This window comes from Acinetobacter parvus DSM 16617 = CIP 108168, assembly GCF_000368025.1.
Classification (GTDB): Bacteria; Pseudomonadota; Gammaproteobacteria; order Pseudomonadales; family Moraxellaceae; genus Acinetobacter; species Acinetobacter parvus.
In genome coordinates this window covers 39,132-53,157 of the sequence record NZ_KB849210.1, presented here as the reverse complement: position 1 = coordinate 53,157, position 14,026 = coordinate 39,132, and the positions used below count along the sequence as shown (strand labels likewise).

The following is a 14,026-nucleotide window of genomic DNA, read 5'->3' as shown; positions in this document are numbered from 1 at the left end:
CCTCAGTGCGAATGATGATGCCAATGTTCAAAGCGTTGATCATGGGTTGGGTATTTTAAATACATTTGCAATGTTTTTGCATATAAATCGGCATGACTGTGACAATCATTGATTAAAACCCTGGCAGATTGCATCCATGAGCTGACCGCATAACGCTGGTCAAGTTGGCCAAAAGTAACCTGACTGCTGACAATGCTCAGGCACTTTTGATGATATAGATCTTCAAACAAGGCCAAAATCTCATCATTGACAGCGATATTGCCTGTTCCAAAACCTTGCAGCACCAAAAACTGTGGGGGTGCAGCCAGAATGTTTTTGAGTTGTAAGATTAGTTGCTGTTGCGGTATTGGCTGTAGCATGAGGTTAAGCACACACAGTTGTGCAGCCTGTGTAATGTGATCATCTTTTACAATAAACTGATTGGTAGATGTCAGGCATTCTTTGGTAGCAGGGATTCCTGTAAAAGCATCCAGTTCGGTTGTGTGTACTTTCAATGTGGTTTGAGCATGAAAAACCTGTTGGTGGAAAGCAAGATATACACCCTCAGGGAGCTTTAGTACCTGTTCCAGTGCCAAATACAGATTTCCAAGCGCATCGGTAAATTCCCGTGTGTCATTTCCCTCAATATTCAGTAGCGGATACTGGCTTCCTGTAATGATTGCATGGCATGAATCTCCCAGAAAACGGGCAAGTGTTGCCGCAGCATAACTTAGTGTGTCTGTACCATGAATAATCACGAAATATTGGTAATTGTTGTGCTGTAATTGCTGAATCTGTTGTATCAGTTGCAGCCAGTCCACTGCTGTGCATGCACTGCTGTCCTTAATGCTAGGAGCTGCGAAACATTCAACCTGTAAATGGGGGGGGATAACCTTTTCCAGCAAAGGTAAAAAGGCTTGTTCGGGCATTGGCATAAGTGGTTCGCCAATACAGCCAAATGTACCACCCATATAAATCAAAGCGATTTTTTGCATAATCAGAATTTTTGGTATAAAAAAAGCAGTCTATAAGACTGCTTATATTAGACGGATCAAATTCAGGAAGCTATTTTATTGAGTAACTTTTCTGAACGTTGTTGTTGCTCCGCATTTAGAAGCGCTTGGCTGTTCTTTAACAGTTCCCGTGCTGACTCATAGACACCGAGCTCAATATATTGTTCAGCCAGTTCAAGGTTAAGCTGTGCTTCATCAAGCTGTTGCAGATCAGGGAATGATTGGGCCAAAGGATCATTGCCTGTTGCGGGGGCTTGCGGTGCTGGTTCAATAAATGCTGTTTTAGGTTCAGTCTGGGTAACTGTCTCTGTAACGTCAAAGGTGAACTCGATTTTTTCAGCCGCAGGTGGCGTCTCTAGTTTATTCTCAGATGGCTCAAAATTAAAATCCAGGCTTGGGGCTGGAATATCCTCTGACTTGGTTTCAGTCTGGTTTGAACCGACTTCCAGAATGGATAGATCGAAGTTTAATTCTGGCTTGCTCTCTATAGTTTTTGTTTCTTCAACTGCTGGAGAGGTGGTGCTTGGTTCTAAATTGAATGAGAATTCAAGTGGTTGCTGTTGTTGTTTTGTCTCAACGGGTTCAGCTACAGGACTAGGCTCAGCACTTTCTTTCTGTTCAAAAGAAAAGTTGAAATCCAGAGGTTGAACTTCAGGAACTTGTTCAGCAGCTTTCTCCTGTTCAGCAGGTGTGCTGTATTCAGACTGTAAATCATCAAAAGACTGTGTTGCTGGGGTTTGAACCAGTGCATCAAAATCAGCGGTATGGTTCTGAACAGGCGGTGCAGCAGGTGTATGCGGTTGTTGAAAATTGCTTGGGCTAAACTCGATTGTATCAAAGGATTGATCATCAACTACATGATGTTCTTTCTTTTTAGTTTCCGCAGCTTGAACTATATCAAAGAGTTTTAATGATTTAATTTGATTTAGCAATTGATTGTATGCAAAATCATCTTTTTGTGCCAAATGGATATCAAGCAGGAACAGATACAGCTCATGCTGGGTATTATCCTGTTTTAAGGCCTGATTGATCTGTGCCTCAGCAGTCTGGTAGTTGCCACTTTGAATCTGCTGTTCAAGTTTCTGGCGCAGACGGTCTGGAATCGGGTTCGTGGATTGTGGGGCGGCTTTCTGCTCTTGACGTGCCAGTGTTGTACGTGAAACTTTTTTTGTAGCTGCTGTTTTAGCTGTCTTGCTAGCACCTTTTTTGGATGCTGTATTGCCTTGATTGTCACCCCGTTTTTTTAAAACGACTGCAACAACCAGTACGACGACTAGCAGTACAATTATTATAGTTGACATGATCCATACCCCTTGAAGATAGAGCCGCTTTTGTGCAAATTTATGAGAATCTTCCCGTAACCTAGCGTGTTGGCTTTTTAGTTTCCTGTTGCGCTTTCAACTGTTCCTGTAGCTCTGCAAGCCGAGCGTTCAGTAACTGAATTCGTTGTTCCTTACCACGTAATGCCAATTCTAACTGTGTTACGTTTCTTTGTAATGTAACGGTTTTTTCGCGTGCTGTCATAACTTTTAATGATAAATCTGCACTGGTTTTTTGTTGTTGTGTGTCTTTTTTCGCACTTCCAGTACTGGAATCTTGATTACTTTCAGCAATCAGGGTCATTTCCGCCTGTTGTAGGCGATATTTTGCTTTTCCTGCTGGCACACCATGCGCTGTTTGGGCTGCCATTTGATTTGTACTTGGGTTTTTGTGGCTTGGGACAGTGCCCAAATTGAAATTTAAATGAGCACCCTGTCTTAACCGATTGGCATTACCCCCAACAAAAGCATGTTCATTCTGCGCCTTGATCTGGTTCATGACTTTGTACACAGGTTGCTGGGTTTGTCCTGCAATTCTCTGTGCAATGCTCCATAGTGACTCATTACGTCTAACCAGATGTTGCTGTTGACTATTTTCACCTGATGCTGCGGATGGGGTGCTTTGGGGCGGTGGCTGTTTAATTGGCTGCTCTTTATTTTTTGCCTGATACTCAGCCATGGTATCCTGCTTTTTTTCCACAAGTTTATTTTCAGTATTTTGGATTGGTTTCTCAGCAGGAATATTTTCATTGGCTGGCTGGGCATTTGTCGCCTGAACAACCGCAGCCTGCTGAACTTCCTGCTTGATTGTTGGTGCAGGCGTTACTGGTTTTTGCTCGGCCACTGCTGTATTGGAAATAGGAGGCGGTGTTGGATTGTTTGCTGCCTGAATGGTGGTCGTCTGTTCTGCTTTAGCTGGAGGTGCAACCGAGATAGCTGTGACGACAGGCGCTTTGCTCTCTGGAATATTTAATGCAGGAGGAAGAGCAAAGGGTGCGTTTAGGAGTTTCTCCTGCTTTAGGTTTGTTTCTTTTGAATTTGTTGCTGAATTTGCGTTGTAACGTGTGCTTTCTGGCAAGTTCAGTGCTATATCTTTTTCACTGACAATGTATTTAGGCGCCAGCGTTTTTTCATTGCTGCTTTTGGCTGCTGCAATCTGGGTTTTTTGGCGTATTGGCTGTCTGATGTGTTTTAGGTGTGCTGCGCCATTTTCCTGAATTTTAATAATAATGTTCAGCTCGGCGTCGGTCATGGGTCTTGAAGAGGTAATGACAATCACCCCTTCACCCTTGTTGTTACGACGTGTAAAAAAATTAAGGGCGGCGGGTGGTTGGTGTATTGCACCGAGCATCATCAGGTCTTCTGGCGTTGCAAGGCTAACATCCAGTTTTGAATTGGCATCTGCCTGATGAAAGCTCATTTCGGCATAAAGCAACTCGCCTGGTGCGGACTGGATTTGCAATGGATCAAGTGTGATTGCATAAAGATGTTGCGAGGATAATATGGTTAAAATGGCAATTTTTAATTTGTTATAAATAGTCATCTTGATCCATGAAACAGTGATGTTTTAGTCAATTCAAAAGTATACATTACCGTGATGTAAATGAATTGTAAAATCTTCATCGGCAATCACAAGAAAAAAAGCCGATCAACTGTGATCGGCTTTTGATTTTCATCTATTTTTTGCTTAGGCGTTCTTGTATTCCACTAAGATGCGCAGCATGCGGCGTAACGGTTCTGCCGCACCCCACAGCAGTTGGTCACCCACTGTAAATGCGCCTAGGTATTCTTTACCCATATTCAGCTTGCGCAGACGGCCCACTGGAACAGTTAAAGTACCTGTAACCGCCACAGGAGTCAGGTCAGTCATGGAGGCTTCGCGGGTATTTGGAACCACTTTTGCCCACTGGCTTGAATTGCGGATCATGTCCTCAATCTCGTCAAGTGGCACATCTTTTTTCAACTTCAAAGTAATGGCTTGAGAGTGACAACGCATTGCACCAATACGAACACAGTGGCCATCAATAGGAACGATTTGCTGGTTACCCAGGATCTTGTTAGTTTCGACCTGACCTTTCCATTCCTCTTTTGACTGGCCGCTTTCCAGTTGCTTGTCGATATAAGGAATTAGGGAACCTGCCAACGGCACGCCAAAGTTGGCTTTAGGGAAACCCTCACCACGTTGTAAATCAGCAATTTGACGGTCAATGTCAAGGATGGCAGATTTTGGATCGTCTAGTAACGCTTTGGTGTTGTTATACAAATAACCCATGCCGGTTATGAGTTCACGCATGTTTTGCGCGCCCGCACCAGAAGCGGCCTGATAAGTCATTGAGGTTGCCCATTCCACCAAATTGTTCTGGAACAGTGAACCCAGGCCCATCAGCATTAGGGAAACGGTACAGTTGCCGCCAACGAATGTTTTAGTGCCATTCACCAAACCATCCTTGATCACGTTCAGGTTGACTGGATCAAGCACAATGATGGCATCATCCGCCATACGCAGGGTGGATGCGGCATCAATCCAGTAACCATCCCAGCCCTCAGCCTTAAGCTTTGGGAAAACTTCAGAGGTATAGTCACCGCCCTGGCAGGTTAAAATGACATCCATTTGCTTCAGGCTGTTAATGTCTGATGCATCCATAAGTGCTGGGGCAGTCTTACCACCAAATGCAGGTGCTTCACCACCTGCATTACTGGTAGAAAAATAGAATGGCTCAATGTGAGCAAAATCATTCTCTTCAACCATACGTTGCATCAGGACAGAACCAACCATCCCACGCCAACCGACCAGACCTACTTTCATGTCATTGTGCCTCGGTATGTAAAAAACTTTATAAGGGGTTTGAGTGTATCAAAAGTGCCTGCAACTGCAAGCTTTACCTAAATAAAACCATAATTTTCTTGAGTGGAATAACTTGTTTGTATTAGATAGAAAATTGATAAGACCATAATATGATTAAGAAATCCATAATATCAGCAATGAAGTGTAATAAGAGTAGGGCAAAATGATAGCAATTGAGGTTTGTGCGGTGCTGGCGATCTGGTTGAGTGGATGGTCATTGATTCGACGGGATGAGTGGTGGTTTCGGGGGGCTGATTTTCCAAGATTACAGATTCTGTTCGTGGGGTTGGTTGCGCTTGCTGGCCTGCTTTTTATTAATGCAGAGTGGACATCCGTTAGGGAATTGCTGCTTTTGGGTGTGATTGCGGCGGTTGCCTACCAACTTAAGATGGTGCTGCCTTATACACCTGTCTGGAAAAAGCAGGTTTTGCATGTGCGTCAGGATCAACTGAATGTTGAGCAGCAAATCTCATTGCTGGTCGCCAATGTGCTGACCCCGAACCATAAATATCACCTGTTGCTGGAACAGATTAATCGTTTGCAGCCTGATGTGGTGCTGACACTGGAAACTGACCAGGTTTGGCAGGAAGCATTAAAACCGATTGAAGCGGATTATCCTTACCGCGTTGCAGTGCCTCAGGATAATTTGTATGGAATGCATCTATATAGCCGCTTGCCGTTAGCGGACACCGAAGTGAAATTCATCCTGAGTGATGAAACTCCATCCATCCATGCAACAATACGCCTGCGTTCGGGGCTAAGTGTGCAGTTGTACTGTCTGCATCCAAAGCCGCCAAGTCCCACAGAGGCAAAGGATTCCACCTTAAGGGATGCTGAACTCCTGATTGTGGGCGACCAGATCAAGGATATTGATGAGAGCTGTATTGTGATGGGTGACCTGAATGATGTGGCATGGTCAAGAACCACCCGCCTGTTCCAGCGGATCAGTGGTCTGCTTGACCCGCGTGTGGGGCGTTATTTTATGAATACCTTTCATGCGGATTATCCACTATTACGTTGGTCGCTGGACCATATTTTCCACAGTACAGACTTTGGTCTGGTTGAAATGAAGCGTTTGCCCCATATTGGTTCAGACCATTTTCCAATCTATGTGGTGCTGCAAACGGGACGGATATTTGAACAAAAGCAGCAAGAGCTGGAGCAGACAGAAAGTGATGAGGATGAGGCACAGCAGGCGATTCAGGAGGGTATAGCGAAAGCGGAGCAGGAGGGGAAAGTGGTGGTGGATGAACTTGCCCAGACTCATAAAAGTGTAATCATTAAGAATAAGCACTAAACGCTCATGTAAGCATTATCGTACAGTGATTTCAGTCCACAGCGAATAGTCATGGTCGCTTAAAAGATTTATTCTAAATACATCAGCACAGGGATGCAGGAAAGGATTTTCGATTAAGGATAGCAACGCTGAGATGGAAAAAGCATTATGGATATGATGCATGCTATGGAAGCAAGATAATAAAAATATTGTGAAAGCACAACCTCATTTGCCCGAGCTTTGCAGGATGCGAAACTCGGGTTTTAATTTTTTCAAATTATTAATAAATTTTCTCGTAACCCTCAGCTCTAGTTTTAAAACGGCGGTGGAACCACATCCATTGTGTTGGTGCAATACGAAGCTGGGCTTCAATAATCTTATTCACGCGAACAGCATCAGCCACCTCATCTCCACTTGGCATATTTTCAACAACAGGTTCAAGTACAACTTTATATTGCGGATTCCGAATATCGCCATAACGATAAAAATACAGCGGAATAGCAACACATTTCGACATTTTGATGAGTCGACGATACGCTGTAACGGTAGCGGCAGGCACGCCAAAGAATGGTGCCATGACCCCTTGTTTTAAGCCAAAATCCTGATCGGGACTATACCAAACGGTAGCACCCGCTTTTAAGTGGCGAATTAAACCCCGCATATCATCATGATCAATTTGATGTTGATAAATCGTGGCACGGCAACGATAAATTAGCATATCCAGCATGGGATTGTTTTGTGGACGATAAACCACATCGGGCTCAAAGTATTGAGCACAGATATAACCACCTGCATCCAGCAGGGTACTATGTGTGCCAAGCAATAAGATGCCTTTACCCTGTGCTTTGGCATGGGTAATGTGTTCCAGACCGTCAATGCTATGACGACCTTTAAACCATTTCGGACAGTACCAGGCATTCAAGGTTTCAAATACGCCTAACATCATATCGACAAAGACTTGCTTGGCCTGTGCTTCAACCTCAGCAGGTGACCATTCGGGAAAACACAATTCCAGGTTTCTAAGCGTGGTTCTACGACGTGACTTGAGTAAATGCCAACATAATGCCGCCAGACTATGTGCCAGTCGCCATTGAATTGACCACGGTAAAATCGCTAATAACATCAGAAAAATAATGGCAATCCAGATTTTCCAATATTTAGGTAGTAAGAATTCCCATTGAAATTCTCCTGCGATGTATTGTTTCCGCCCCATGTTTAGTTGCCCTTTGACAGGTTCTCCAACGTATCCCAACGTTCCAGTTTTTCCAGCATGACTTCCTCAATTTCTGCTAAACGCTGGCTGGCTTTGGTGGCTGCTTCTGCATCTTTTACAAACCACGAACCATCCGCAAGTTTTGCAGAAAGCTCAGCCTGTTCCTTTTCCAGTTTCTCAATTTCAGCAGGAAGCTGTTCAAGCTCACGCTGATCTTTATAACTCAGTTTGACTTTTTTCGGTGCAGTCGTAGCCAATGCTGCTGCCTCTGCTTTGGCCTGAGCTTTTTTCACATCGCTTTTTTGATCAACCACTTTTTGGTCAGGACGTTGCTCCAGATAGTCTTGATAGCCACCGATATACTCATCAATATTGCCCTTGCCATCAAAGACCCAGGTTGAAGTCACGACATTGTCCATAAAGGCACGGTCATGCGAGATCAGCAACAGGGTGCCTTTATACTCAGACAGCATTTCTTCCAGCAGTTCCAGCGTCACCATATCCAGATCATTGGTTGGCTCATCCATCACAATCAGGTTTGATGGTTTAAGCAATAATTTTGCCAGTAGAATGCGGTTTCTCTCACCACCAGACAGTGCTTTGACGGGCGTACGAGCGCGCTCTGGTGAGAATAAAAAATCTTGTAAATAGCTATAGATATGACGGCGGTTACCATTCACATCGACAAAATCAGAGCCTTCTGACACGTTCGCCATTACGCTCTTTTCTAAGTCTAGGGCATTACGCAGTTGGTCAAAATAAGCCACTTCCAGTTGAGTACCTGTTTTCACCGCACCGCTATGTTCAATTTCACCTAAAATCGCTTTGATCAAGGTGGTTTTACCCACACCATTGTCACCGACTAAACCAATGCGATCACCACGTAATACGATCGCTGAGAAGTCTTTGATTAATGGTTGTTCACCATAACTAACGCTTAGGTTCTCAATCTCAAACACCAGCTTGCCTGAGCGATGAGCTTCTTGTGTCGCCATACTGACCTTGCCCTGCTGTGAACGACGCGCTTTAGATTGTTCACGTAAGTCTTTTAAGGCACGGACACGTCCCTCGTTACGGGTACGGCGTGCCTTGATGCCTTGACGAATCCACGCTTCTTCTTCAGCTAATTTTTTATCAAATAAAGCATTTTGTTTTTCTTCTGCCTCCATTTGTTGTGCTTTGAGGTCGAGGTAACGTGAATAATTGCCCTCATAACCACGCAAAACACCACGATCAAGTTCAACAATACGTGTTGCAATGCTGTCAACAAAGGAACGGTCATGTGAAATAAATAAAAGAGTTAGATTATTCTGGTCGAGCAGGAATTTCTCCAGCCATTCAATGCTTTCAACATCCAGATGGTTGGTTGGTTCGTCCAGCAATAACACATCAGGCTGGGTCAGTAGGGCACGGGCAAGCAAGACACGACGCTTACGCCCACCAGACAAGTCAGCCAGATCGGCATTTGGGTCTAGCCCCATTTTGCCCAAAATGGTATTGACCTTGTTTTCCAGTGCCCAGCCATCCAGTTGGTCGAGTTTGTGCTGGAGCATGCCCATACGGTCACAGGCTTCCATATCGCCTAATACACAGGCATCACTTGCTTCATGGTAGTCTTTGAGTACGGTTGCAGCTTCGCCTGCGCCATCAGCAACAATATCGGCCACTTTGCCTGAATCCATCGGCACGTCTTGGGCTAGCATGGAAACAGTTAAACCATTTTGAATCGAAACTTCACCTGTATCAGGTAATAGGCTTCCCTCAATCAGTTTTAATAAAGTAGACTTACCCTCGCCATTACGACCGATTAAACAGACTCGTTCGCCACGCTCCAGATTAAAGTTCGCGCCGTCGAGTAGGGCAGGTCCGCCAAATGCGAGATGGACATCCCTTAAAGTAATATAGGCCATAATGTTTCCTAAAAGCTCAGATGAGGTCTGAAATGACTAAACCAAAAAATTTTGATGATCACGCGTCATTTTCCGCACCCATTGAAGATTTGCAAGTGCGAATTGCATTTTTGGATGATTTAGTTGAGCAATTGAATCAACAGCTCGCCATTCAGACGCGTGAAATTGCTGATTTAAAAAAACAGATGCAGTTGTTGTACCAGCGTGTTGAGGCATCTGACTTGTCTGAGGGAATAGCCGCTTTTGATCCCATGAGTAATAAACCACCACATTATTAAAATATGATAGGTCATATGCAGAACATATTATTATTGGATATCGAAAACCAACCCAAAAAAGTTCGTGAATTAAACTTTCTATTAAAACAATACAGTCAAGTGATTTTGGTTTATGCAAATTCACATTTAAATATTGCACTAGATGATTTAATGGAACTCAGTCTTGCCATACAAGATAAACGCTTGCTCATCATTAAAATGCCTAAAACAGGTGCAAATTCTGCTGACTTTGGTTTGACATTCATAGCTGGGCGTTTGTCTGCTCAGTTAGATAAAGGAAGCTCAATTGATGTCATGTCAAATGATGCAGCGATGTCTTATGCAGTTGAGTTACTTGAACAAGTGGGAATTCAATCGGCACAACTCAAACAGCAATTAACTGAACCTAAGAAAATGGTTGAGGTAGCTGTCACAACGATTGAAACTAAAATCAACCCATTACAAGTGACTTTTGTAGATGATGCTATACATAAGGCTGTGCAACTTTTACTTAAAAATCAGCCCAAAAAGAGCAAATCGTTGCTGAAATCATTAATGTCCTGGTGTAGTTTAAATCAACAACAAGCTGAAGATATGTTACTTGATTTACAAAAATTACAGATGGTTTCAATCAAGCAGAATAAACTTGAATATCATCAAAAACAAATGAAAAAGTTTCTACAAGTCAATGGAACAAAAGCAGTAAGTGATGATGATAAAATGACAATGGCATATATTAAAGAACGTCCACATTTGATGCATATCAAGCAATACTGTGACTATTTATCCAAAGTCAACAATAACAAACCCTCAAAGTTAGAAACCTTATCTAATTCAATCAAGGCAGCATTGAAGTTTGAAAACCAAGCGCAAATTACACATATGCTAAATTTGCTGAAAAAGTATCAAATCGTTCAAATTCAGGAAAATAAACCTGTTTATTTACAAAATAATATCGACCTTTGGGCAATGCTAAAATAAATATAATGTGATCAACTTGCCTTTTAACTTAAACTTATGTAACGCTAATAAAAGGAAGTTTTAGGCGGCTTTATGAGTAATATTGGAATTTGGATCACGGTTGCGATTGTACTGTTTGTACTTGGCTCTATTTTTGGCTTACGTGTCAGTCCACGGGAAAAGGCGCTTGGCATGATGCGTGAGCAGGCGCGTAAAATGGGGCTGCATCCACGTTTGATTGTGGCACCTGAATGGACAAAGATTCCAATGGCATCCGAAAAACGTGCCAGCATGGTGGCTTATTATAGTGTACTGATTCCAGATGCACGTTTGGCACTCATGCGCGCGCGCGTGGTGGATGGAAAACTTCAGGTGGTGCAGGGTGATCAGAAATTTAATGATTTACCCATTGCATTAAAAGGAGTTTATGCTATTGATATGCAAGCAAACTGTGTCGGGCTATATTGGGATGAAGAAACTGATTTAAGAGCCACTCAGCTTGAAGCAATGAAAGCATATTTACATGAATTAGCTCAGCGCTAATTATTTGATTAATTATAGGAAAAACGATTTATTATGGCGAATACTCCACGCTCTGCTTCCAAAAGCACAGCAGCTTCTAACTCTGCTGCAACTAAACGTGCCTTAGTGATTGTGGAGTCGCCTGCAAAAGCGAAAACCATTAATAAATATTTGGGTTCACAATTTATTGTCAGGTCATCGGTCGGTCATGTGCGTGACCTACCTACAGGTGGCGGTGCAAAATCGACTGAAAAGAAGCCTGCCACCCGTACCAAACTGACCGAAGCGGAAAAAGAACAAAAAGCACAATCTGCCCTGATCAACCGTATGGGTGTCGATCCAGAACATGACTGGATTGCCCATTATGAAGTACTGCCTGGCAAGGAACATGTGGTTGCCGAACTAAAAAAACTCGCTAAAGATGCGGATGCCATCTATCTCGCAACGGACTTGGATAGGGAAGGAGAGGCAATTGCATGGCATCTACGGGAAGTGATCGGTGGTGATGATAGCCGTTACCATCGTGTGGTCTTTAACGAAATTACCAAGAATGCCATTCAGGAAGCATTTAAACAGCCAACACGTCTAGATTTAAACCGTGTCAACGCGCAACAGGCACGCCGTTTCCTTGACCGTGTGGTGGGCTTTATGGTGTCGCCATTGCTGTGGGAGAAAATTGCCCGTGGTTTATCGGCAGGCCGTGTTCAATCGGTTGCGGTAAAACTGGTGGTAGAACGTGAACGTGAAATCCGTGCCTTTATCCCAGAAGAATATTGGCAGGTTTTTGCAGACACGCTATCAAAGAAAGAAGAAATTCGCTTAGAGGCGGTTAAGCAGGCAGGTAAAACGCTTAAACTCAAGAATAAAGCAGAAACGGATGCGTTGTTAAACGTATTAAAAGATGCCGAATATAAGGTGGCACTGCGTGAGGATAAACCGACCAAGGTCAATCCAAGTGCGCCATATATCACCTCGACCCTGCAACAGGCAGCCAGCACACGTTTAGGTTTTTCAGTGAAGAAAACCATGATGCTGGCGCAGCGTTTGTATGAGGGTGGTTTTATTACCTATATGCGTACTGACTCAACCTTTTTGAGTGATGATGCGGTGAATATGGTGCGTAACTATATCCAGCAAAATTTTGGTGAAAAATATGTCCCAGCCAAACCAAACCGTTATGGTAACAAGGCGGGTGCGCAAGAGGCGCATGAAGCAATCCGTCCATCGGATGTAGGATTGACGGGCGATAAACTGGCGGGCGTGGAGCGTGATGCACAACGTCTGTATGACTTGATCTGGCGACAATTTGTTGCCTGTCAGATGACCCCAGCAGAATACCTATCCTCAACCTTAACGGTTGAAGCGGCGAATGTTGAGTTAAAGGCAAAAGGCCGTACTTTGGTATTTGATGGTTTTACTCGTGTTCGTGGTGCCAATAAATCTGATGATGATATTTTATTACCTGCGGTAAAAGTGGGCGAAGTGCTTAAGTTGGAAAAACTTGACCCAAGCCAGCATTTTACCAAACCACCTGCACGTTTTACCGAAGCATCTTTGGTTAAGGAACTGGAAAAACGTAGTATTGGTCGTCCATCAACCTACGCCGCGATTATTTCCACCATTCAGGAACGTGGTTATGTAAAACTGGAAAATCGCCGTCTTTTTGCAGAAAAGATGGGTGAGATCGTGACTGACCGTTTGGATGAAAGTTTTAATAACCTGATGAATTATGCGTTTACCGCAGATTTGGAGGCGCAACTGGACCGTGTGGCGACAGGTGAGCGTAACTGGAAAGAATTACTGGATACATTCTATGGTGACTTTAAAAAGCGTTTGACTAATGCACAAGGTGAGAACGGTATGCGCCGTAATCAACCTATCGAAGTTGCCGATGTCTCTTGCCCTGAATGTTCTCGCCCAATGCAGGTTCGTACAGGCACAACAGGTGTATTCCTAGGATGTTCTGGTTATAACCTGCCACCAAAAGAACGTTGTAAAGGTACATTGAACTTAACGCCTGTCGAGTCTTTGGCTGCATTGTCTGATGATGATGGTGCTGAAACAGCAGACTTGATGTCAAAACATCGCTGTCCTAAATGCGGTACAGCGATGGACAGCTATGTGGTGGATGGTGGCCGTAAACTGCATGTCTGTGGTAATAACCCTGACTGTGATGGCTACGAAGTCGAAAAAGGTGAATTTAAGATAAAGGGTTATGATGGCCCAACCATTCCATGTGATAAGTGTGATGGTGAAATGCAGTTGAAAACAGGTCGATTTGGTCCATACTTCGCCTGCTCAAGCTGTGACAATACCCGTAAAGTGTTGAAGAATGGCCAGCCTGCGCCACCGCGTGTTGACCCAATCAAAATGGAACACCTACGCTCAACCAAACACGATGATTTCTTTGTGTTGCGTGATGGTGCGGCAGGTCTGTTCTTAGCAGCCAGCAAATTTCCGAAAATTCGTGAGACCCGTGCACCAAAAGTGGCTGAATTACGCAGTGTGGCTGAGCAGCTTGATCCGAAGTATCAGTTCTTGTTAGAAGCACCAGATGTTGATCCAGAAGGTAATCCAACGGTCGTGAAATTCAGCCGTAAGAATCAAGCACAATATGTAGGTTCTGAAACCGCTGAAGGCAAGCAAACCAAGTGGAGTCTGGTGTTCCAAGATGGGAAATGGGTAGAAGCTTAAACATTAAAGTTTAAAAAATGCTGGCGATTGCTGGCATT

The 14,026-nt window shown here is 43.8% G+C and carries 11 protein-coding genes; 5 read left to right on the top strand and 6 right to left on the bottom strand.

The features are described from left to right. Positions 1-2: 2 nt before the first annotated feature. The 4 genes from F988_RS00935 to asd form a co-directional block, all read right to left on the bottom strand. Positions 3-974, bottom strand: coding sequence for an asparaginase domain-containing protein (locus tag F988_RS00935; RefSeq protein ID WP_004680567.1), 972 nt, complete (start codon positions 972-974; stop codon positions 3-5). Between the two features lie 62 nt (positions 975-1,036). Then, entirely contained in the window at positions 1,037-2,293 is a 1,257-nt protein-coding gene (locus tag F988_RS00930) for a hypothetical protein (RefSeq protein ID WP_004680565.1), read from the bottom strand. A gap of 61 nt (positions 2,294-2,354) precedes the next feature. Continuing rightward, a complete protein-coding gene (locus tag F988_RS00925) occupies positions 2,355-3,854 on the bottom strand; it encodes a FimV/HubP-related protein (RefSeq protein WP_004680564.1) in 1,500 nt (499 codons plus the stop codon). Positions 3,855-3,998: 144 nt separating this feature from the next. Next, complete coding sequence (gene asd, locus F988_RS00920) at positions 3,999-5,117, bottom strand: aspartate-semialdehyde dehydrogenase (protein WP_004674561.1); 1,119 nt, start codon at positions 5,115-5,117, stop codon at positions 3,999-4,001. Between the two features lie 202 nt (positions 5,118-5,319). Between asd and F988_RS00915 the strand changes: the two genes are divergently transcribed. Further along, the gene (locus tag F988_RS00915; protein ID WP_004674563.1) at positions 5,320-6,453 is read left to right on the top strand and encodes an endonuclease/exonuclease/phosphatase family protein; all 1,134 of its coding nucleotides are present in this window, start codon (positions 5,320-5,322) and stop codon (positions 6,451-6,453) included. A gap of 259 nt (positions 6,454-6,712) precedes the next feature. On the opposite strand, the gene F988_RS00910 is transcribed toward F988_RS00915, so the two are convergent. Further along, on the bottom strand, positions 6,713-7,645 hold the full coding sequence (locus F988_RS00910; RefSeq protein WP_004680563.1) for an LpxL/LpxP family acyltransferase: 933 nt from the start codon (positions 7,643-7,645) through the stop codon (positions 6,713-6,715). Positions 7,646-7,647: 2 nt separating this feature from the next. Further along, positions 7,648-9,555, bottom strand: a complete 1,908-nt coding sequence (locus F988_RS00905; RefSeq protein WP_004680562.1) for an ATP-binding cassette domain-containing protein — start codon at positions 9,553-9,555, stop codon at positions 7,648-7,650. A 32-nt stretch (positions 9,556-9,587) separates the two neighbouring features. Here F988_RS00905 and F988_RS00900 point away from each other — a divergent pair, with 32 nt between their 5' ends. The 4 genes from F988_RS00900 (at position 9,588) to topA (ending at position 13,988) form a co-directional block, all read left to right on the top strand. Next, complete coding sequence (locus tag F988_RS00900; protein ID WP_004674576.1) at positions 9,588-9,833, top strand: SlyX family protein; 246 nt, start codon at positions 9,588-9,590, stop codon at positions 9,831-9,833. 15 nt (positions 9,834-9,848) lie between these two features. Then, positions 9,849-10,793, top strand: coding sequence for a PIN domain-containing protein (locus F988_RS00895; RefSeq protein ID WP_004680561.1), 945 nt, complete (start codon positions 9,849-9,851; stop codon positions 10,791-10,793). 72 nt (positions 10,794-10,865) lie between these two features. Then, complete coding sequence (locus tag F988_RS00890) at positions 10,866-11,315, top strand: hypothetical protein (RefSeq protein ID WP_004680560.1); 450 nt, start codon at positions 10,866-10,868, stop codon at positions 11,313-11,315. A gap of 33 nt (positions 11,316-11,348) precedes the next feature. Next, on the top strand, positions 11,349-13,988 hold the full coding sequence (gene topA, locus F988_RS00885) for a type I DNA topoisomerase (protein ID WP_004680559.1): 2,640 nt from the start codon (positions 11,349-11,351) through the stop codon (positions 13,986-13,988). Positions 13,989-14,026: the final 38 nt, after the last annotated feature.